Source organism: Pseudomonas sp. MWU12-2020 (genome assembly GCF_023100605.1).
In the GTDB taxonomy this organism is placed as follows: domain Bacteria; phylum Pseudomonadota; class Gammaproteobacteria; order Pseudomonadales; family Pseudomonadaceae; genus Aquipseudomonas; species Aquipseudomonas fluorescens_H.
Genome location: NZ_JALMEX010000011.1, coordinates 97,015 through 115,982, shown reverse-complemented (window position 1 = coordinate 115,982; position 18,968 = coordinate 97,015). Strand labels below are relative to the sequence as shown.

At 61.1% G+C, this 18,968-nt stretch carries 18 protein-coding genes; 8 read left to right on the top strand and 10 right to left on the bottom strand.

Features of this window, described 5'->3' with window-relative positions; translation table 11 throughout:
• Window positions 1-38 precede the first annotated feature (38 nt).
• On the top strand, window positions 39-2,141 hold the full coding sequence (locus M0814_RS22545; RefSeq protein ID WP_103484000.1) for a DUF6311 domain-containing protein: 2,103 nt from the start codon (window positions 39-41) through the stop codon (window positions 2,139-2,141).
• Window positions 2,142-2,171: 30 nt separating this feature from the next.
• Here M0814_RS22545 and M0814_RS22540 read toward each other — a convergent pair whose 3' ends face one another.
• The gene (locus M0814_RS22540; RefSeq protein ID WP_103483999.1) at window positions 2,172-2,891 is read right to left on the bottom strand and encodes a response regulator transcription factor; all 720 of its coding nucleotides are present in this window, start codon (window positions 2,889-2,891) and stop codon (window positions 2,172-2,174) included.
• A gap of 168 nt (window positions 2,892-3,059) precedes the next feature.
• On the opposite strand from M0814_RS22540, the gene M0814_RS22535 reads away from it, so the two are divergent.
• Complete coding sequence (locus M0814_RS22535) at window positions 3,060-4,592, top strand: HAMP domain-containing sensor histidine kinase (protein ID WP_103483998.1); 1,533 nt, start codon at window positions 3,060-3,062, stop codon at window positions 4,590-4,592.
• 168 nt (window positions 4,593-4,760) lie between these two features.
• On the opposite strand, the gene M0814_RS22530 is transcribed toward M0814_RS22535, so the two are convergent.
• From M0814_RS22530 to glyQ, 4 genes are all read right to left on the bottom strand, one after another.
• Window positions 4,761-5,540, bottom strand: a complete 780-nt coding sequence (locus M0814_RS22530) for a lysophospholipid acyltransferase family protein (protein WP_103483997.1) — start codon at window positions 5,538-5,540, stop codon at window positions 4,761-4,763.
• An 82-nt stretch (window positions 5,541-5,622) separates the two neighbouring features.
• Window positions 5,623-6,162, bottom strand: a complete 540-nt coding sequence (gene gmhB, locus M0814_RS22525) for a D-glycero-beta-D-manno-heptose 1,7-bisphosphate 7-phosphatase (RefSeq protein ID WP_177434763.1) — start codon at window positions 6,160-6,162, stop codon at window positions 5,623-5,625.
• Window positions 6,163-6,166: 4 nt separating this feature from the next.
• Window positions 6,167-8,221, bottom strand: a complete 2,055-nt coding sequence (glyS, locus tag M0814_RS22520) for a glycine--tRNA ligase subunit beta (protein ID WP_103483996.1) — start codon at window positions 8,219-8,221, stop codon at window positions 6,167-6,169.
• Window positions 8,218-9,171 (bottom strand): glycine--tRNA ligase subunit alpha, encoded by a 954-nt coding sequence (glyQ, locus tag M0814_RS22515; RefSeq protein WP_003187265.1) that lies wholly within the window; start codon window positions 9,169-9,171, stop codon window positions 8,218-8,220. The genes glyS and glyQ overlap by 4 nt, the downstream gene beginning before the upstream one ends.
• A gap of 81 nt (window positions 9,172-9,252) precedes the next feature.
• On the opposite strand from glyQ, the gene tag reads away from it, so the two are divergent.
• From tag to M0814_RS22500, 3 genes are all read left to right on the top strand, one after another.
• Window positions 9,253-9,810 (top strand): DNA-3-methyladenine glycosylase I, encoded by a 558-nt coding sequence (tag, locus tag M0814_RS22510; protein WP_103483995.1) that lies wholly within the window; start codon window positions 9,253-9,255, stop codon window positions 9,808-9,810.
• 40 nt (window positions 9,811-9,850) lie between these two features.
• Window positions 9,851-10,738, top strand: a complete 888-nt coding sequence (locus M0814_RS22505; protein ID WP_003220227.1) for a lysophospholipid acyltransferase — start codon at window positions 9,851-9,853, stop codon at window positions 10,736-10,738.
• A gap of 110 nt (window positions 10,739-10,848) precedes the next feature.
• Window positions 10,849-11,088, top strand: a complete 240-nt coding sequence (locus tag M0814_RS22500; protein WP_003220229.1) for a PilZ domain-containing protein — start codon at window positions 10,849-10,851, stop codon at window positions 11,086-11,088.
• A gap of 1 nt (window position 11,089) precedes the next feature.
• Here M0814_RS22500 and M0814_RS22495 read toward each other — a convergent pair whose 3' ends face one another.
• From M0814_RS22495 to def, 5 genes are all read right to left on the bottom strand, one after another.
• Window positions 11,090-11,404 carry a tetratricopeptide repeat protein gene (locus M0814_RS22495; protein ID WP_103483994.1) on the bottom strand — a complete coding sequence of 105 codons (315 nt, stop codon included), beginning with the start codon at window positions 11,402-11,404 and terminating at the stop codon, window positions 11,090-11,092.
• A gap of 151 nt (window positions 11,405-11,555) precedes the next feature.
• The gene (gene trkA / locus M0814_RS22490) at window positions 11,556-12,932 is read right to left on the bottom strand and encodes a Trk system potassium transporter TrkA (protein WP_003220233.1); all 1,377 of its coding nucleotides are present in this window, start codon (window positions 12,930-12,932) and stop codon (window positions 11,556-11,558) included.
• 22 nt (window positions 12,933-12,954) lie between these two features.
• Window positions 12,955-14,265 (bottom strand): 16S rRNA (cytosine(967)-C(5))-methyltransferase RsmB, encoded by a 1,311-nt coding sequence (gene rsmB, locus M0814_RS22485; RefSeq protein ID WP_103483993.1) that lies wholly within the window; start codon window positions 14,263-14,265, stop codon window positions 12,955-12,957.
• Window positions 14,262-15,221, bottom strand: a complete 960-nt coding sequence (gene fmt, locus M0814_RS22480; protein ID WP_003220236.1) for a methionyl-tRNA formyltransferase — start codon at window positions 15,219-15,221, stop codon at window positions 14,262-14,264. The genes rsmB and fmt overlap by 4 nt, the downstream gene beginning before the upstream one ends.
• Before the next feature lie 57 nt (window positions 15,222-15,278).
• Window positions 15,279-15,785 (bottom strand): peptide deformylase, encoded by a 507-nt coding sequence (gene def, locus M0814_RS22475; RefSeq protein ID WP_027610272.1) that lies wholly within the window; start codon window positions 15,783-15,785, stop codon window positions 15,279-15,281.
• Between the two features lie 159 nt (window positions 15,786-15,944).
• Between def and M0814_RS22470 the strand changes: the two genes are divergently transcribed.
• From M0814_RS22470 to M0814_RS22460, 3 genes are all read left to right on the top strand, one after another.
• Window positions 15,945-16,970 (top strand): LysM domain-containing protein, encoded by a 1,026-nt coding sequence (locus M0814_RS22470; RefSeq protein ID WP_103483992.1) that lies wholly within the window; start codon window positions 15,945-15,947, stop codon window positions 16,968-16,970.
• Window positions 16,971-17,052: 82 nt separating this feature from the next.
• Window positions 17,053-18,150: a DNA-processing protein DprA gene (dprA, locus tag M0814_RS22465; protein ID WP_103483991.1), complete on the top strand. Its 1,098-nt coding sequence runs from the start codon at window positions 17,053-17,055 to the stop codon at window positions 18,148-18,150.
• Between the two features lie 55 nt (window positions 18,151-18,205).
• A complete protein-coding gene (locus M0814_RS22460; RefSeq protein WP_003220243.1) occupies window positions 18,206-18,763 on the top strand; it encodes an L-threonylcarbamoyladenylate synthase in 558 nt (185 codons plus the stop codon).
• Window positions 18,764-18,968: the final 205 nt, after the last annotated feature.

Below are 18,968 nucleotides of genomic sequence, written 5' to 3'. Positions count from 1 at the left end.
TGTACATTGACGGGCGCATGACAAATGGACGTTTATCAATGAAGGATCTGGTCAAACGCTTGCCGGTCAATCTTTTACCTCTATTGATGGGCGTGCTGGCCTTTCTGATTGTCGTTGGCCCCAGAGCGCTGAATCCGCAAAACATCGCATGGCTGAGCAGTGGCGATCCGGCTACGCATTATTTGGGGTGGGTGTTTTTCAGGAATGCACCCTGGTCATTTCCTGTCGGGCTCAATCCGTCGTACGGGCTGGAACTGAGCAACGCCATCGTATTTTCGGATTCAAACCCGCTCTTTGCGTTGCTCTTCAAGCCGTTCGCAGCGTTATTGCCCGAACCGTTCCAATATTTCGGTCTCTGGTTCCTGATGTGTTTCATGCTCCAGAGTTGGTTTGCGTGGAAGCTGATGGGTTTGGCCAGCGACCACCGGATCGTGCGCTTGCTCGGTTCGGCGCTCTTTCTCTTCGCTCCCGCGATGATTCTTCGGATGGGCGAGCACTTGTCCCTCGCGGGGCATTTTCTGGTCCTGGCCGCTTTGTATCTGGCCTTGCGCCCTTCTACCCGTAAACAATCCTTTGCCTGGGCAGCATTGTTGGTTGTATCGGCGCTGGTGCATGCCTATCTGCTGGCGATGGTCGCGTTGATCTGGCTGGCGGATCTGCTGGCGAGAACCATCAAACGCCAGCTGACGCCGGGGAAAGCCTTTGCCGAACTGGCCGGCATCCTGGTGCTGACGGGTTTCTGCTGCTGGCAGGCAGGCTATTTCAGTGTCGACAGTGCTGGACTCGGTTTAATCGGGTTTGGATTGTTGCGCGCCAATGTGCTGACTTTCTTCGACTCTGCCGGATGGTCCTACGTACTGGGTGATTTGCCCGGCGTACCGGGCGATATCGATGGGCTGGCTTTTCCAGGGCTGGGGGTGCTTTTTCTAACCGTTTGCGCGCTGCCGTTGCTGTTGTCGGGTCGCAGTCAGTTCCTTTCTGTTATTCGTCCGCGTTGGGTGTTATTGCTCGCCCTGTTCGGGCTGATGATCTATGCGTTTTCCAATAATGTCGGCATTGGTCCCTTCGAACTCCACTATTGGCTACCGGAATTCATCATCGCGAAAGCCGGTGTTTTCCGCGCAGCTGGCCGGATGATCTGGCCCGTCATGTACGCGACGATCTTTGCGGTGTTGTTTGTGATTGTGCGTGGTTACAGGTCTCGTACTGCGGTCCTGTTATTCGCGACAGCACTCGTGCTGCAGGTGCTCGATACCCGTGCGGGCTGGGAAACCATTCGCAGCAAACTGATGGCCTCCCCCAGCGCGCAATGGAAAACCCCATTGGTTGATCCTTTCTGGAGCATCGCAGCGTCGCACTATCAAAAGGTGCGATGGATCAAGCCGCAAAGCTATTCGACCCATTGGATAGAACTTGCCGATTACGCGGGTAAATACCATCTCGCAACGGACGCGGTTTATCTGGGAAGAGTGAATTATGCGTCTCTGCAGTCCGCGCAGAGCGCGGCAGCCAAGGTCATTGCATCAGGACGTTTCGAGGCTGATTCCCTCTACATTCTCGATCAGCGTTCAACGCTTCAAGCGGCATTCACCATCGATCGAAGTACCGATTCACTGATAAAAGTCGACGGTTTTCAGGTGCTCGCACCGGGTTGGAAACGCTGTTCCGAGTGCCCACAATTTCCTGAAGCCGATTTGCACGAGCTGATCCCCGCGGTCAGGCTCGGCGAGAGAATCCAGTTCACGGAAGGAAGTACGGGGAGTACCGCGCTTGCCAAAGGCTGGTGGGACTCCGAAGCATGGGGCACCGGGTCAGTCGGCAAAGAGGCTGAAGTGATACTCAGACCCAGCGCTGATGTGAGCGCTGTGTCGCTCGAAACCAATACCTTCCTGACCCAGGCCCACCCACGCCAGGCAATGGAGATCCGTATTAATGATATCCAGGTCCTTGGCGCCAGCCTGACCACCGCTTCCAACACATTCGACATTACGCTCCCGGCCGAAGTACGAGCGTCGATAGCGCGCGAAGGTTTCATGCGTCTCAAGTTCAATCTTCCCCTCGCCATCAGCCCTCGTGAATTGGGTATGGGCGATGATGAGCGTGAACTGGCAATCGGGCTTTTAGGGCTGACGCTTCATTGATCTCTGCCGAAGGCTACGATGCGGTGGGCTTTATTCCTGAGCTGGCGTTACGCTTTCCAATCGATAGCCATAACCATAAATGGTCAGCAACTGCCAACCCCGATCCGCCGTCAGCCCCAGTTTGTTGCGCAGGCGATAGATGTGCGTATCCAGTGGCCGTGACGACGCCACTTCTTCATGGGGCCAGAAGCGTTCGTATAGGTACTCGCGCGACAACGGTCGACCCAGGTTACTGAACAGGCAGCGCGCCAGGCGGTATTCACGCTCGGTCATGATGACTGCCTTGCCCTCGCGGGTGACGCTCAGTTCGGCATCGTCGAATGTCAGGTCATTGAAGGTCAGGACTTCGGCAGCGCTGCTGCGTTGCTGACTATGCCGGCGCAGTACGGCGGCGACTCGGGCTTTCAACTCGTTGGGGCGGAACGGTTTGCTCACGTAATCGTCGGCACCGGCGTTCAGCGCCTGGACGATATCGCTTTCGCCATCGCGGCTGGTCAGCATGATCGCGGCGGGTGGCGACTCCATGTGTTCACGGGTCCAGCGCAGCAGCGCCAGGCCCGTCAGGTCGGGCAGTTGCCAGTCGAGGATCAGCAGGTCGAAGGTGTCCCGGCGCAACTGGCGCAGCAGGTCCTCGCCCCGCTCAAAGCTGTGCAGCGACCAGGGCTGGTCTCCCACCGCAGCCATCTGCTGCAGGGTTTGTTCGACCCGACGCAGTTCGGCGGGTTCATCGTCCAGTATCGCAACGCGCATACGCGTGGGTTCCTTGTTGCTTGGGCAGTGGCCGGCCACCATAACGGCTTGGCCTGTGCGGTGAAAGTAAGCAATCCACCATCGGTCGTCGTCCGCTATGATTCTTCGGATCTACATCCTCAGACCTGTGACCCATGAAACCATTCACTGTCACCTGCCCTGTTTGTCATGAATAGCCCGCGTCGGCGTGAAAGCCGCGAGCCGAGTCAGGTCCAGCGCCTGTTTCGGCGGCTGGTCCGTGAGTGGTTGTGGATAAGTCTAGTGTTGTTGCCGCTGACTGCGTTGTTGTCGTATCGCGCCCAGATCAATCTGCACGACACGTCGCCAGGCCTGAGCGCATTGCTCTCGGTGGGGCTGGTGGCGTGTGTCCTCGGCTTGCTGCTGTGGCGCCCGCGCTGGGCGATCTGGGTAACATTGGGCGGGGTGGCGTGCGTGTTGCTGGCCAGCGCCGGGCTGGCGGAAGTCCGGCACTGGTGGTCACCGACCCCATCGGCGCTCGGCATGTTGTTCGGTTACCTGATCTGGAACTGGCGGCGCCTGAGCGTGGTGCTGACGTACTTTGGCTGGGAGCTGGCGCGGCTGGATCGCGAGCCGAAAGTATTTCCGGAACGGCGCCGCGCGCAATTCACCAGCGCTGATCAGCTGCAGGGCCAGATCATGGCGCTGGAGCAAGCCATGAGCCGCACCCGCGATACCCGGCGCTTCATTGCCGACGGTCTGGAGTACCTGCCGGTGGCGACGCTGATCAGCGATCCCAAGGGGCAGATTCTCTTGGGTAATCGCAAGGCTCGGGTATTGTTCGATCACCCGCTGGTGGGCGGCGACGTTCTCGAGCAACTGGCCCGTCTCGGTTACCCGGAGTTGTCCACAGAACCGCGCCCGGCATTGTCCACCCTGGCACTGCTGGAGTTTCGCGATCACAAGGAGCGCAGCCTGCGTCTGGAGCGGGCGGCATTGCTGCCGGTGGACGGCGATACTCCCATTGGCTGGCTGCTCAGCCTCACCGACCTGAGTGCCGAACGCGCCGCTGAAGAACAGCGCAGCGTACTGCTGCGTTTTCTGTCCCACGACCTGCGGGCCCCGCATTCGGCGATCCTTGCTCTGCTCGATGTGCATCGCCATCAGGCCGGAGCGGATTCACCGCTGTTCGAGCAGATCGAGCGCCAGGTCCGCCGCGCGCTGGAATTGACCGATGGCTTCGTGTTGCTGGCGCGGGCGGAATCCGAGGCTTACCAGTTTCAGCCCAGCCTGTTCGCGATGCTGGTACTGGACGTGCTGGATCAGGCGTTGCCCATCGCCCAGCAGAAAAGCATCAAACTGCTGCACACGATGGACGAACAATCCCAGGAGCGTCTGATCAACGCTGATCAAGGCCTGCTGACCCGCGCCTTGTTCAACCTGTTGGAAAACGCCATCAAGTACAGCCCGGCCGACACAACGATCGAGTTGAGTGTCAGTTGCCAGGGCGACTGGTTGCGCTGTGAACTGAGCGATCAGGGCAAAGGCATCGCCGCCGAGGAATTGCCGGATCTGTTCATGCAGTACCGACGCTTTTCATCGGCGCAAGGTATCGATGGTGTGGGTTTGGGGCTGTCGATGGTCAAGGCAGTGGTCGATCATCATGGCGGCAGCATCGAGTGCCACAGCATCGTCGATCAAGGCACCACGTTCCGGCTGCAGTTACCGCTGATCGCGGAGTGAACAGGCACAAAAAAACCGGCTATATCAGCCGGTTTTTTTACTTCCGAAAAAAACTTATGCACCTTTTACGGTGCTTTATGAGCTTGAGAAATATATAAGTAAATCAGTTACTTAAATTAAAGATTCAGGCCTTTTCAACAAAACCGTACACAGGTTATCCACAAAATCTCAGACAGCCATCTGATCACTGGCTGCAGGCGCTTGCGGTGCCGGCGGAAGCGAACCCATTTCGCGCTGAGTCCGTTCGTTCCAGTCTTGTACCCGGTCGTTCAGATCGGCGATGGCGCGCGGGCCAGTGCCTTCGGCATACATCGGCTCGCCGATGACCACGGTGATCACGCCCGGCTGCTTGCCCCAGCCGATTTTCGGCCAGAATTTGCCGGCATTGTGTGCAATCGGCAGTACCGGAAGCGCCGCATTCACCGCCAACGCGCTGCCACTGCGGGAGAACTTGCCGACGGTGCCGTAAGGAACGCGGGTGCCTTCAGGGAAGATCAATACCCAGACGTTATCCTTGAGCAGTTCATCGCCTTTGGCGGCCACTTGCTTGAGTGCCGCTTTCGGGTTGTCGCGGTCAATCGCGATCGGCCGCAGCATGGCCATGGCCCAGCCGAAGAACGGCACGTACAGCAATTCACGCTTGAGCACCTGGCTCAAGGGCGAGAAATAAGCGGAGAGAAAGAACGTCTCCCAAGTGCTCTGGTGGTTCGACTGAATCACGCAGGGCCGGTCCGGCACGTTTTCCGCGCCTTTGATCTCGTAACGAATGCCGAGAAACACCTTGGTCAACCACAAGGCGCAGCGGCACCAGTACACGTTGATGAAACGATAGCGCGCCTTGAACGGCAAAAAGGGCGCGATAAAAAAGCTCAGGCTGCACCACAGCAAGGCAGTGGTGCCCAGCAGCAGGTAAAAGAGGAAGATTCTGATGGCCTGCAGTATCGACATGGCGACGTTTACCGTTACGGGCGATGCCCGACTGTTCAAGCGCACTCCCGATCAATCCCTGGTCAGGAACTTCAGAAGCACTCTAGTTGTGGATAAGTTCTGCGGCAATCGCCGCCAGATCGTCAAAAATCAGGGTGCCGACCGGAAGGGTCTTGCCCAGAGTTTTTTCGCCTTTCCCGGTCTTTACCAAAACGGGCTGTGAATCGACGGCTTTGGCGGCCTCCAGGTCACCAAGGCTGTCGCCGACGAACCAGACATTCGTCAGCGCCACGTTGTAATGCTCGGCGATGGTTTTCAACATCCCCGGTTTCGGTTTGCGGCAATCGCAACCCTCATCCGGGCCATGCGGGCAGTACACGATCAGCCCGACTTCACCGCCCTGCTCTGCCACCAGCTCGCGCAGGCGCGCGTGCATGGCATCGAGGGTGGCGAGGTCGTAATAGCCGCGAGCAATGCCCGACTGGTTGGTGGCCACCGCCACCGTCCAGCCGGCCTTGCTCAACTGCGCAATCGCTGCGATCGAGCCGGGCAAAGGAATCCACTCCTCCACCGACTTGATATAAGCGTCGGAGTCGTAATTGATCACTCCGTCCCGATCGAGAATCAGCAGTTTCAACAGCAGTCCCTCAACCCAGCAGCGAAATGTCGGCAACCCCGAGGAACAGACCACGCAGGCGCGCCAGCAGCGCGTAGCGGTTGGCCCGGACCTTGGCGTCTTCGGCATTGACCATGACGGCGTCGAAGAACGCGTCTACCGGCTCACGCAATGCAGCCAGACGTGCCAGCGATTCGTTGTACTGACGCGCTGCGGCCATTGGCTGCACCGCCTGATCCGCTTGCTGGATCGCCGAGTACAGCGAGAACTCGTTGGCGTTGTCGAAGTACTTGGCCTCGACCACGGTCGGCACCGAGCCTTCAACCTTGCTCAACAGGTTCGATACACGCTTGTTCACTGCCGCCAGCGCTGCCGCTTCCGGCAGTTTGCGGAAGGCCTGAACCGCTTGCACACGCTGGTCGAAGTCCAGCGCCGAACCCGGCTTCAGGGCGCGTACCGACAGGTAGGTGGCGACATCGACGCCCTCGTCTTCGTAACGCGCACGCAGACGGTCGAAGATGAATTCCAGCACCGCGTCGTTCAGGCCGGCAGCCTTGACCTTGGCACCGAACGCATTCACGGCGAAGGCCACGGCGTCGTTCAGGTCCAGATCCAGTTGTTTCTCGATCAGGATGCGCAGTACGCCGAGGGCCGCACGGCGCAGGGCATACGGGTCTTTGCTGCCGGTTGGCAGCATGCCGATACCGAAGATGCCGACCAGGGTGTCGAGCTTGTCGGCGATTGCGACGGCCGCACCGGTCAGGGTCGCCGGCAGTTCAGCACCGGCACCGCGTGGCATGTACTGCTCGTTCAGCGCCAGCGCGACGTCTTCCGGCTCGCCGTCATTGAGCGCGTAGTAGTAACCGGCGACACCTTGCATCTCCGGGAACTCGCCGACCATTTCGGTGGCCAGGTCGCACTTCGACAGCAAGCCGGCGCGGGCCGCCCACGAAGCGTTGCCGCCGATACGTGCGGCGATGTACGCCGCCAGTTTCGACACGCGCTCGGCCTTGTCGTAGACGCTGCCGAGTTTTTCCTGGAACACCACGTTCTGCAGGCGCAGGTTGAAGTCTTCGAGTTTCTGCTTCTTGTCTTGCTTGAAGAAGAACTCGGCGTCGGTCAGGCGTGGGCGAACCACTTTCTCGTTACCGGCGATGATCTGCTGCGGATCCTTGCTTTCGATGTTGGCGACGGTGATGAACCGTGGCAGCAACTTGCCGTCGGCATCCAACAGGCAGAAATACTTCTGGTTGTCCTGCATGGTGGTGATCAGCGCTTCCTGCGGCACGTCGAGGAAGCGTTCCTCGAACGAGCACACCAGCGGCACCGGCCATTCAACCAGCGCGGTCACTTCGTCGAGCAGCGCCGGCGGCACGATCGCGGTGCCTTCCTGACGGGTTGCCAGTTCTTCGGTGCGCTTGCTGATGATCTCGCGACGCTCGTTGGCATCGGCCAGGACATAAGCGGCACGCAGGTCGGCCAGATAGCTCGACGGCGAACCGATGCGCACGCTTTCCGGGTGGTGGAAACGGTGACCACGAGAATCGCGGCCAGCCTTTTGCGCGAGGATGGTGCAGTCGATGACCTGGTCACCGAGCAGCATCACCAGCCACTGGGTCGGACGCACGAACTCTTCCTTGCGCGCACCCCAACGCATGCGTTTCGGGATCGGCAGGTCGTTCAGCGAATCTTCGACGATGGTCGGCAGCAGGCTCGCGGTCGGCTTGCCGGCGATGTTCTGGCTGTAGCGCAGTTTCGGACCGCTCTGGTCGATTTCGCTCAGCTCGACGCCGCACTTCTTGGCAAAGCCCAAGGCTGCCTGAGTCGGGTTGCCTTCAGCGTCGAACGCAGCCTGACGCGGCGGGCCGTCGAGGTTGATGCTGCGATCCGGTTGCTGGGTGGCCAGCGCCGTGATCAGCACGGCCAGACGACGCGGTGCGGCGTAGACGGTTTTGCTTTCGTAGCTCAGGCCGGCAGCTTGCAGGCCCTTGTCGATACCGGCGAGGAACGCTTCAGCCAGGGTGTTCAGGGCTTTGGGTGGCAGTTCTTCGGTGCCCAGTTCAACCAGAAAATCTTGAGCACTCATTGTGCAGCCTCCAGCTTGGCCAGTACTTCGTCACGCAGGTCCGGGGTCGCCATCGGGAAGCCGAGCTTGGCGCGGGCCAGCAGGTAGGCTTGCGCAACGGAACGCGCCAGGGTGCGCACGCGCAGGATGTATTGCTGACGCGCGGTCACCGAGATCGCCCGGCGCGCATCCAGCAGGTTGAAGGTGTGCGAGGCCTTCAGGACCATTTCGTAGCTCGGCAACGGCAGCGGCTGGTCGAGTTCGATCAGGCGCTTGGCTTCGCTTTCATAGAAGTCGAACAGTTCGAACAGTTTGTCGACGTTGGCGTGTTCGAAGTTGTAGGTGGACTGTTCCACTTCGTTCTGGTGGAACACGTCGCCGTAGGTCACCTTGCCGAACGGACCGTCGGCCCAGACCAGGTCGTAGACCGAATCCACGCCCTGCAGGTACATGGCCAGACGCTCGAGACCGTAGGTGATCTCGCCGGTCACCGGGTAGCATTCGATACCGCCCGCTTGCTGGAAGTAAGTGAACTGCGTCACTTCCATACCGTTGAGCCAGACTTCCCAGCCCAGACCCCAGGCGCCGAGGGTCGGCGATTCCCAGTTGTCTTCGACGAAGCGGATGTCGTGGACCAACGGGTCCAGGCCGACATGCTTGAGCGAGCCCAGGTACAGTTCCTGGAAGTTGTCCGGGTTCGGCTTCAGGACGACCTGGAACTGGTAGTAGTGCTGCAGACGGTTCGGGTTTTCCCCGTAGCGGCCGTCAGTCGGACGGCGGCTTGGCTGCACGTACGCGGCGTTCCAGGTTTCCGGGCCGATGGCGCGCAGGAAGGTCGCGGTGTGGAAAGTGCCGGCGCCTACTTCCATATCGTAGGGCTGAAGTACCACACAACCTTGCTCGGCCCAGTATTGCTGGAGCGCGAGGATCAAGTCTTGGAAGGTACGCACGGCTGGCGTAGGCTGGCTCACGAAATTCACCTGTTTCTTGGGCTGCGATTTAAAGAGCGGGAGTATACCCGATTCAGTCGCACCTCCACCCCCTGGAGCCTTATGCCACGCTGCTTTTGGTGTACCGAAGATCCGCTGTACATGGCTTATCACGATCAGGAGTGGGGCACGCCGCTACGCGATGCGCAGGGTTTGTTCGAGTTGCTTTTGCTCGAAGGGTTCCAGGCCGGCCTTTCCTGGATCACCGTGCTGCGCAAACGCAAGCGCTACCGCGAGGTGTTGTACGGCTTCGACGTGCAGCGCGTGGCGCAGATGAGCGACGCGGAAATCGCTGAGTTGATGCTCGATCCGGGGATCATCCGCAACCGCCTCAAACTCAATGCCGCCCGGCGCAACGCCCAGGCCTGGCTGGCGCTGGAAGACCCGGTGGCCTTCCTCTGGTCGTTTGTCGGTGACAAACCGGTCATCAATCATTTCAAGGATCGCAGTGAAGTCCCGGCCATCACCCCCGAAGCCGTGGCGATGAGCAAAGCCCTGAAAAAGGCCGGATTCACCTTCGTCGGCCCGACCATTTGCTACGCGCTGATGCAGGCCTCGGGCATGGTCATGGATCACACCCAGGACTGCGATCGCTACGCGCAGCTGGTCAACGGCGGTTAGAATGGCCGCCTCGCGCACAGCACAAAATCAGGAGTGACCTGTGGAAAAGTTTAAAGGCGCCTTGCTGGTAGGCGCTCTGCGGCTGTTTGCCCTGCTGCCATGGCGGGCCGTGCAGGCCGTGGGTTCGGCGATCGGCTGGATCATGTGGAAAACCCCCAACCGCTCCCGCGACGTGGTGCGGATCAACCTCGCCAAATGTTTTCCACAGATGGACCCGGCCGAGCGCGAGCGCCTGGTCGGCCAGAGCCTGAAAGACATCGGCAAGTCCCTGACCGAAAGCGCCTGCGCCTGGATCTGGCCGGCCCAGCGCTCCATCGATCTGGTGCGCGAAGTCGAAGGCCTCGACATCCTCAAGGAGGCGCTGGCCTCGGGCAAAGGCGTGGTCGGCATTACCAGCCACCTGGGCAACTGGGAAGTGCTCAACCACTTCTATTGCAGCCAGTGCAAACCGATCATTTTCTACCGCCCGCCGAAGCTCAAGGCGGTGGATGAATTGCTGCGCAAACAACGCGTGCAACTGGGCAACAAAGTCGCCGCTTCCACCAAGGAAGGCATCCTCAGCGTCATCAAGGAAGTGCGCAAAGGTGGTGCAGTGGGCATTCCGGCTGACCCGGAACCGGCCGAATCCGCCGGGATCTTCGTGCCGTTCTTCGCCACCCAGGCGCTGACCAGCAAATTCGTGCCGAACATGCTCGCCGGCGGCAAAGCGGTCGGCGTGTTTCTGCACGCCCTGCGTCTGCCGGACGGTTCCGGCTACAAAGTGATCCTCGAAGCGGCGCCGGAAGCCATGTACAGCACCGATACCGAGGAATCCTGCGCGGCCATGAGCAAGGTGGTCGAGCGCTATGTCGCGGCGTATCCGAGCCAGTACATGTGGAGCATGAAGCGTTTCAAAAAGCGGCCGCCGGGCGAAGCGCGCTGGTACTGAGCGAGTTGGCACACTCTGTGGATAACCTGTAGAAGCTGCCGCAGCCGGCGATCAGTTGATCCTGCTTCTGCGGCTTATCCACAGCCTCGTTCATTCAAGGGCGCATAAAGATGTCCGAACACTGCAAATCTTTCCGCATCAAGATCACCCACGACAGCTTCGGCGAATGCCTCGGGCAGACGCGCAATCTGTCCACTACGGGGGTCTACGTCCAGCATCCGCGCCTGGCTTCGCTGCCCAAGGGCGCTGTGGTTTACGGGCAAGTGCAGGGCTTGCCCACGGGCGCGCCACGGGTGCGAATGGAAGTGGTGACGGTGGATGCCGAGGGCATCGGCCTGCGCTATCTCTAGCTTATTGCGCCTGACGGTCGAGCTTCTTCAGAAACACCGCCATCTCCTTCTCGGCCTGCTTGTCGCCATGGGCGCGGGCGGCTTCCAGACCTTGTTCCCATGCCTGCCTTGCGGCGGCGTGATCGCCGAGTGCGAGTTGCGCCTTGCCCAATAGCTTCCACGCCGCCGAGTACTTCGGGTCGAAACCGACACAGCGCTGGAAATGTTCGGCGGCTTTGGCGTTCTCCCCCAAATCCAGATAACCCTTGCCGAGGCCGAAGCGCAGCAGTGAGTTATCCACACCCTTGGCGAGCATTTTTTCCAGGGATTCGAGCATGGGCAGAGTCCTTTTCTGTGGAGTGTCAGGTGTTGATCGGTGTCAGTTACACCGCTTTCGTGAGCATGCCCGCTCCCACATTTGGAATGCGTTCCCCTGTAGGAGTGAGCCTCCTCGCGATGGGGCCAGTCTGGTCACCCAGTAATCCGGATCAGAAGAAGCTCAAACCCACATGAAACAGCTTCTCCACATCGCGGATATGCTTTTTATCCACAAGGAACAGAATCACATGGTCACCGGTTTCGATCACCGTATCGTCGTGGGCGATGATCACTTCTTCGTTGCGGATGATCGCGCCAATCGTGCTGCCCGGTGGCAGGCCGATTTTCTCGATCGGTCGGCCGATGACCTTGCTCGACTTCGCATCACCGTGGGCAATCGCCTCGATGGCTTCCGCCGCGCCCCGGCGCAGTGAGTGCACGCTGACGATATCGCCACGCCGTACGTGGGCCAGCAAGGTGCCGATGGTCGCCAGTTGCGGGCTGATGGCGATGTCGATATCGCCGCCCTGGATCAGGTCGACGTACGCCGGGTTGTTGATGATCGTCATCACCTTCTTCGCGCCCAGGCGTTTGGCCAGCAACGACGACATGATGTTGGCTTCGTCATCGTTGGTCAGCGCAAGGAAGATGTCGGCGTCGGCGATGTTCTCTTCCAGCAGCAGATCACGGTCCGACGCGCTGCCCTGCAGCACCACGGTGCTGTCGAGGGTATCCGAGAGGTAGCGGCAGCGTGCCGGGTTCATCTCGATGATCTTCACCTGATAACGGCTTTCGATGGCCTCGGCCAAGCGCTCGCCGATCTGCCCGCCACCGGCAATCACGATGCGCTTGTAGGTTTCGTCGAGACGGCGCATTTCGCTCATCACCGCGCGAATATTCTCACGGGCGGCGATGAAGAAGACTTCGTCATCGGCCTCGATCACCGTGTCGCCTTGCGGCAGGATCGGTCGGTCACGGCGGAAAATCGCCGCGACACGCGTCTCGACATTCGGCATGTGTTCGCGCAGCTGGCGCAGCTGTTGGCCCACCAGCGGCCCGCCGTAATAGGCGCGCACCGCCACCAGTTGCGCCTGGCCTTCGGCGAAGTCGATCACTTGCAGCGCGCCTGGATGCTGGATCAGGCGCTTGATGTAGTTGGTAACGACCTGCTCGGGGCTGATCAGCACGTCGACCGGAATCGCTTCGTTCTGGAACAGCTGTTCTTCGCGATTGAGGTAGGACGCTTCGCGCACCCGGGCGATTTTGGTCGGGGTGTGGAACAGCGTGTGCGCGACCTGGCAGGCGACCATGTTGGTCTCGTCACTGTTGGTCACCGCCACCAGCATGTCGGCATCGTCGGCGCCGGCCTGGCGCAGCACCGACGGCAGCGAGCCGCGGCCCTGAATGGTGCGGATGTCGAGGCGGTCGCCGAGGTCGCGCAGGCGCTCGCCGTCGGTGTCGACCACGGTGATGTCGTTGGCTTCGCTCGCCAGGTGTTCAGCCAGCGAACCGCCGACCTGCCCCGCACCGAGGATGATGATTTTCATCCAGTCACTCCATTGAATCCGTTTAGCCGCGCGCAGCAGCGATCTTGATCAGCTTGGCGTAGTAGAACCCGTCATGCCCGCCCTGCTGGGCCAGCAATTGGCGACCATGGGGCTGTTTGATCCCGGCCGTGGTGGCCAGATCCAGCTCGCGGGCACCGGGCGTGCGCTCAAGGAACGCGGCAATGACTTCGGTGTTCTCGGTGGGCAAGGTCGAGCAAGTGGCGTAGAGCAGGATGCCGCCGACTTCGAGGGTTTTCCACAGGGCGTCGAGGAGCTCGCCTTGCAGCAGCGCGAGGGCGGCGATGTCGTCGGCCTGACGGGTCAGCTTGATGTCCGGATGGCGGCGGATCACGCCGGTGGCCGAGCATGGCGCGTCGAGCAGGATGCGCTGGAACGGTTTGCCGTCCCACCACGCGGCGGTATCGCGACCGTCGGCAGCGATCAGTTCGGCGCTCAGGCCCAGCCGCTCAAGGTTCTCCTTCACCCGCACCAGACGTTTGGCTTCCAGATCCACCGCCACCACGCCGGCCAGCGCCGGTTCGGCTTCAAGGATGTGGCAGGTCTTGCCACCGGGGGCGCAGCAGGCGTCGAGCACTCGCTGACCCGGGGCCAGATCGAGCAGATCGGCGGCCAGTTGCGCGGCTTCATCCTGCACGCTGATCCAGCCTTCGGCAAAACCCGGCAGGCTGCGCACATCGGCGGCGGCCTCAAGGACGATGCCGTCGCGGCTATAGACGCAGGGCGTGGCAGCGATGCCGACGTCGCTGAGCAAGCCGAGATAGGCGTCGCGGCTGTGATGCCGGCGGTTGACCCGCAGGATCATCGGCGGGTGCGCGTTGTTCGCGGCGCAGATCGCTTCCCATTGCTCCGGCCAGAAGGCTTTCAGGGATTTTTGCAGCCAGCGCGGGTGGGCGGTGCGCACCACCGGATCACGCTCAAGCTCGGCAAAAATCGTCTCGCTTTCGCGCTGGGCATTACGCAGCACGGCGTTGAGCAGACCCTTGGCCCACGGCTTTTTCAGCTTGTCGGCGCAACCGACGGTTTCGCCGATGGCCGCGTGCGGCGGCACGCGGGTGTAGAGCAGTTGATAGAGACCGACCAGCAGCAGCGCCTCGACATCGGCGTCGGCAGCCTTGAACGGCTTCTGCAGAAGTTTTTCCGCCAGCGCCGACAGCCGTGGCTGCCAGCGCGCGGTGCCGAACGCCAGATCCTGGGTGAAGCCGCGATCACGGTCTTCGACCTTGTCCAGTTGCGTCGGCAGGGAGCTGTTCAACGAAGCCTTGCCGCTGAGGACGGCAGCGAGTGCCTTGGCGGCAGCCAGACGCGGGTTCATTGCGCGTCCACCACGGCGCCGAGCACGGTACCGACGGCGAATTTCTCGCGACGGCTGTTGAACAGGTCGCTGAAGTTCAGCGCCTTGCCGCCGGGCAGTTGCAGACGGGTCAGGCACAACGCCTGCTCACCGCACGCGACGATCAGGCCGTCCTTGCTGGCGCTGAGGATTGCACCCGGCGCGCCTTTGCCGTCAGCCAGGGTCGCGGCCAGTACTTTCAGCGCTTCACCGTTGAGGGTGCTGTGGGTAATCGGCCATGGATTGAAGGCGCGTACCAGACGCTCCAGCTCAACCGCCGGACGGCTCCAGTCGAGGCGCGCTTCGTCCTTGTTCAGTTTGTGGGCGTAGGTGGCGAGTTCGTCGTTCTGCACTTCGCCTTCGAGGGTTCCGGCGGCCAGGCCGGCAATCGCCTGGACCACGGCGGGCGGGCCCATTTCGGCGAGACGGTCGTGCAGCGTGCCGCCCGTGTCGTCGGCGCTGATCGGGGTCACGACCTTGAGCAGCATCGGCCCGGTGTCGAGGCCGGCTTCCATGCGCATCACGGTCACGCCGCTTTCGGCATCACCGTGTTCCACGGCGCGCTGGATCGGCGCCGCACCGCGCCAGCGTGGCAGCAGCGAGGCGTGGCTGTTGATGCAGCCCAGACGCGGAATATCCAGCACCGCTTGCGGCAGGATCAGGCCGTAGGCGACCACCACCATCAAGTCCGGTTTCAGCGCGGCCAGCTCGGCTTGAGCGTCAGCGTTGCGCAGGGTCGGCGGCTGCAACACCTGGATATTATTTTCCAGGGCCAACTGTTTGACCGGGCTCGGCATCAGTTTTTGCCCGCGACCGGCCGGACGATCCGGTTGGGTGTAGACCGCAACGATCTCGTAAGGGCTGTTCAGCAGGGCCTTGAGGTGTTCGGCGGCAAATTCCGGGGTACCGGCAAAAACGATGCGCAGTGGCTCAGTCATGAAGGGCGTCTCATAAAAAGAAAAAGGCTTGCCGCAGCAAGCCTTTGAAGGAGGGCATCAAGCGTTCTGGCGATGCAGCTTTTCCAGTTTCTTCTTGATCCGGTCGCGTTTGAGCGTGGACAGGTAATCGACGAACAACTTGCCGTTGAGGTGGTCGCATTCGTGCTGGATGCACACCGCGAGCAGGCCTTCGGCGATCAGTTCGTAAGGCTGGCCGTCGCGGTCCAGCGCCTTGATCTTGACCTTCTGCGGGCGGTCGACGTTTTCGTAGAAACCCGGCACCGAGAGGCAGCCTTCCTGGTACTGATCCATCTCGTCGGTCAGCGATTCGAACTCGGGGTTGATGAACACCCGGGGTTCGGTGCGGTCTTCGGAAAGGTCCATCACGACGATACGTTTGTGCACGTTGACCTGGGTCGCGGCGAGGCCGATGCCCGGCGCTTCATACATTGTTTCAAACATGTCATCGACCAACTGACGCACTTCGTCGTCCACTACAGCCACAGGCTTGGCGATAGTACGCAGACGCGGGTCCGGGAATTCGAGGATGTTTAAAATGGCCATAGGCTGATTGCTGCACGTATTGAGTAAAGTCGGGTCGATGGCCTGGCAGGTCCGAAGATGCAGGCTACCGTTGTGAAGCGTAGCTAATGCAATTTGCAGTAGCGAGCCACGGGGGCTCTGACGGTTCACGCGAACGCACATGATAAAGGGATTCGCTGCATGAGGAAAACACTACTCGCCCTGCTGCTTCTGGTCTCGGCCGGCGTGGCGCAAGGGCAAGTGCAACTCAGGGATGGTTTTCCACAGCAATACACGGTGGTTTCGGGAGACACACTCTGGGACATTTCCGGCAAATACCTGCGCGAGCCCTGGCAATGGCCACAGCTGTGGCGGGCCAACCCGCAAATTGAAAACCCCAACCTGATCTATCCCGGCGACACGCTGACGCTGAGTTATGTCGACGGCCAGCCTCGACTGACCGTCAATCGCGGCGAGTCGCGCGGCACCATCAAACTGTCGCCACGCATCCGCACCAGCCCGGTGGCCGAGGCGATCCCGAGCATTCCGCTGAAGTCGATCAACGCCTTTCTGCTGAGCAACCGCATCGTCGACAAGGTCGAAGACTTCGACAAGGCACCCTATATCGTCGCCGGCGATGCCGAGCGGGTGCTTTCCGGCACCGGTGACCGGATTTATGCCCGTGGCCATTTCGACCCCAGTCAGCCGGTGTACGGCATCTTCCGCCAGGGCAAGGTCTACACCGACCCGCAGACCAAGGAGTTCCTGGGGATCAACGCCGATGACGTTGGCGGCGGCGAAATCGTTGCCACCGAAGGCGATGTCGCCACCCTCGCCCTGCAACGCACCACGCAGGAAGTGCGCCTCGGCGACCGTTTGTTCAGCGGCGAAGAGCGCTCGATCAATTCGACCTTCATGCCCAGCTCCCCGAGCACCAACATCAACGGCGTGATCATCGACGTGCCGCGCGGCGTCACGCAGATCGGCGTGATGGACGTGGTCACCCTGAACAAGGGCCAGCGCGACGGTCTGGTCGAAGGCAACGTTCTGGCAGTGATGAAAACCGGGGAAACCGTACGTGACCGGGTAACCGGCCAGCCGTTGAAAATCCCCGACGAACGCGCCGGTTTGCTGATGGTGTTCCGCACCTACGAAAAAATCAGTTATGGCCTGGTACTCAACGCATCGCGCTCGCTGGCGGTGCTCGACAAGGTACGAAATCCTTAGCTGGCTTCACAAGTTACCAACAGAGTTATCCACAGCTTGTTCCGAATGGTTCGGGACTTATAACGATCAAGGATGATCCACGATGCTGTCTGCCTGTACGCCGGTTTCCCCTGCGGAACTGGAAGCGCGTTTGCGCCTGCACCGCTTGCCGGAAATCGGTCCGAAACGTTTTGCCAAACTGCTTGAAGCCTTCGGCTCGGCGTCAAAAGCCCTGAGCGCGCCGGCCAGTGCCTGGCGTGCGCTGGGGTTGCCGGCGGCGTCGGCCGAGGCCCGGCGCAGCCCCGAAGTGCGCGACGGCGCGAGCCATGCATTGCGCTGGCTAGAGCGGCCCGGCCAGCACCTATTGCTGTTGGATCAGGCGGATTATCCGGCGCTGCTGGCGCAGATCCCTGACCCACCACCGCTGTTGTTTGTTGCGGGCGACCCGCTGATTCTGGAAAAACCGCAACTGGCGATGGTCGGCAGTCGCAGTGCTTCACGCCCGGGAATGGACACCGCTGCAGCATTTTCCCGCAGCCTCGCCGGGGCCGGTTTTGTCATCACCAGTGGCTTGGCGCTGGGCATCGATGCAGCTGCCCATCAGGCGGCGCTGGACGTCGGCGGGCAAACCGTCGGCGTGCTCGGCACCGGCCTGGAAAAGTTTTATCCACAGCGCAATCGCCGACTGGCCGACGCGATGATTGCCTCGGGCAGCGCGGTGCTTTCGGAGTTTCCACTGGACGCCGGTCCGACGGCGAGCAACTTCCCCAGGCGCAACCGGATCATCAGCGGTTTGTCCCTCGGTGTGCTGGTGGTCGAAGCGAGTGTTGCCAGCGGTTCGCTGATCACTGCCAGGCTGGCGGCAGAGCAGGGCCGCGAGGTGTACGCGATTCCAGGCTCGATCCATCACCCTGGCGCACGCGGCTGTCACCAGTTGATCCGCGACGGTGCGGTGCTGGTCGAAACCATCGAACACATCCTCGAAGCCCTGCGCGGCTGGCAGCATGTGCCGTTATCCACAGACACGCCGAAAGCCGAGCACCCCTTGCTGCGCCTGCTGCACGCGGCGCCGCACACCAGCGAAGCCTTGGTCGACAGCAGCGGCTGGGCGTTGCCCAAAGTTCTCGCGGCACTCACCGAGCTGGAAATGGAAGGCCGGGCAGTGTGTGAAAACGGTCGCTGGCAGGCCAGGACACGCTAGGTTTTACAGGGAAGATCGGTAAACTGCGCAAAACCTGTTTGCGGAGAGTTTTTTCATGGTCAACAGTTGGCGTGTGCAGCAAGCCGCACGAGAGATTCGCGCCGGGGCGGTGATTGCCTATCCAACCGAAGCCGTCTGGGGGCTGGGTTGCGACCCGTGGAACGAAGAGGCAGTGGATCGTCTGCTGGCGATCAAGAACCGTTCGGTGGACAAGGGCCTGATCCTGGTCGCCGACAACATTCGCCAGTTCGACTTCCTGTTCGAAGACTTCCCGCAAGAGTGGCTCGACCGCATGGCCAGTACCTGGCCGGGGCCGAACACCTGGCTGGTGCCGCATCAAAACCTGCTGCCGGAGTGGGTGACGGGCGTGCATGACACGGTGGCGCTGCGAGTCAGCGATCATCCGCAGGTGCGGGATCTGTGCTCGATGGTCGGGCCGCTGATCTCCACCTCGGCGAACCCGCAAGGACGGCCGGCGGCGCGCACGCGGTTGCGCGTCGAGCAGTATTTCCGTGGGCAGATCGACCTGATCCTCGGCGGGCAACTGGGTGGGCGCAAGAACCCCAGCGTGATCCGTGATCTGGCGACCGGCAAGGTCATTCGTCCCGACTGATCCTGGCTCGAAAACCTTTACGTGAGTCCTCTTCGCCTTGATGGCGAGGAGGACTACGCGTACCTGCGATTTGTCCTGCAATGACGCCCGTTTCTGTGTCGGAAAAGTCGCCAAGTACCCGGATTCATTGAGTTTTCCCACCGGATTATCAGACTTCCTGGCGTGGCGGAATCGCCAAAAGCAACCATCCTTTCCCTGCACTCGA

Excerpts from the sequence above, each read along its gene's own strand:
- M0814_RS22470 (WP_103483992.1), top strand. The coding sequence starts at position 15,945 with ATGAGGAAAACACTACTCGCCCTGCTGCTTCTGGTCTCGGCCGGCGTG.
- dprA (WP_103483991.1), top strand. The coding sequence starts at position 17,053 with ATGCTGTCTGCCTGTACGCCGGTTTCCCCTGCGGAACTGGAAGCGCGT.
- M0814_RS22535 (WP_103483998.1), top strand. The coding sequence starts at position 3,060 with ATGAATAGCCCGCGTCGGCGTGAAAGCCGCGAGCCGAGTCAGGTCCAG.
- fmt (WP_003220236.1), bottom strand. The coding sequence starts at position 15,221 with ATGACTGAGCCACTGCGCATCGTTTTTGCCGGTACCCCGGAATTTGCC.
- M0814_RS22540 (WP_103483999.1), bottom strand. The coding sequence starts at position 2,891 with ATGCGCGTTGCGATACTGGACGATGAACCCGCCGAACTGCGTCGGGTC.
- trkA (WP_003220233.1), bottom strand. The coding sequence starts at position 12,932 with ATGAAAATCATCATCCTCGGTGCGGGGCAGGTCGGCGGTTCGCTGGCT.
- M0814_RS22500 (WP_003220229.1), top strand. The coding sequence starts at position 10,849 with ATGTCCGAACACTGCAAATCTTTCCGCATCAAGATCACCCACGACAGC.
- def (WP_027610272.1), bottom strand. The coding sequence starts at position 15,785 with ATGGCCATTTTAAACATCCTCGAATTCCCGGACCCGCGTCTGCGTACT.
- M0814_RS22545 (WP_103484000.1), top strand. The coding sequence starts at position 39 with ATGAAGGATCTGGTCAAACGCTTGCCGGTCAATCTTTTACCTCTATTG.
- rsmB (WP_103483993.1), bottom strand. The coding sequence starts at position 14,265 with ATGAACCCGCGTCTGGCTGCCGCCAAGGCACTCGCTGCCGTCCTCAGC.
- M0814_RS22495 (WP_103483994.1), bottom strand. The coding sequence starts at position 11,404 with ATGCTCGAATCCCTGGAAAAAATGCTCGCCAAGGGTGTGGATAACTCA.
- tag (WP_103483995.1), top strand. The coding sequence starts at position 9,253 with ATGCCACGCTGCTTTTGGTGTACCGAAGATCCGCTGTACATGGCTTAT.
- glyS (WP_103483996.1), bottom strand. The coding sequence starts at position 8,221 with ATGAGTGCTCAAGATTTTCTGGTTGAACTGGGCACCGAAGAACTGCCA.
- M0814_RS22460 (WP_003220243.1), top strand. The coding sequence starts at position 18,206 with ATGGTCAACAGTTGGCGTGTGCAGCAAGCCGCACGAGAGATTCGCGCC.
- M0814_RS22530 (WP_103483997.1), bottom strand. The coding sequence starts at position 5,540 with ATGTCGATACTGCAGGCCATCAGAATCTTCCTCTTTTACCTGCTGCTG.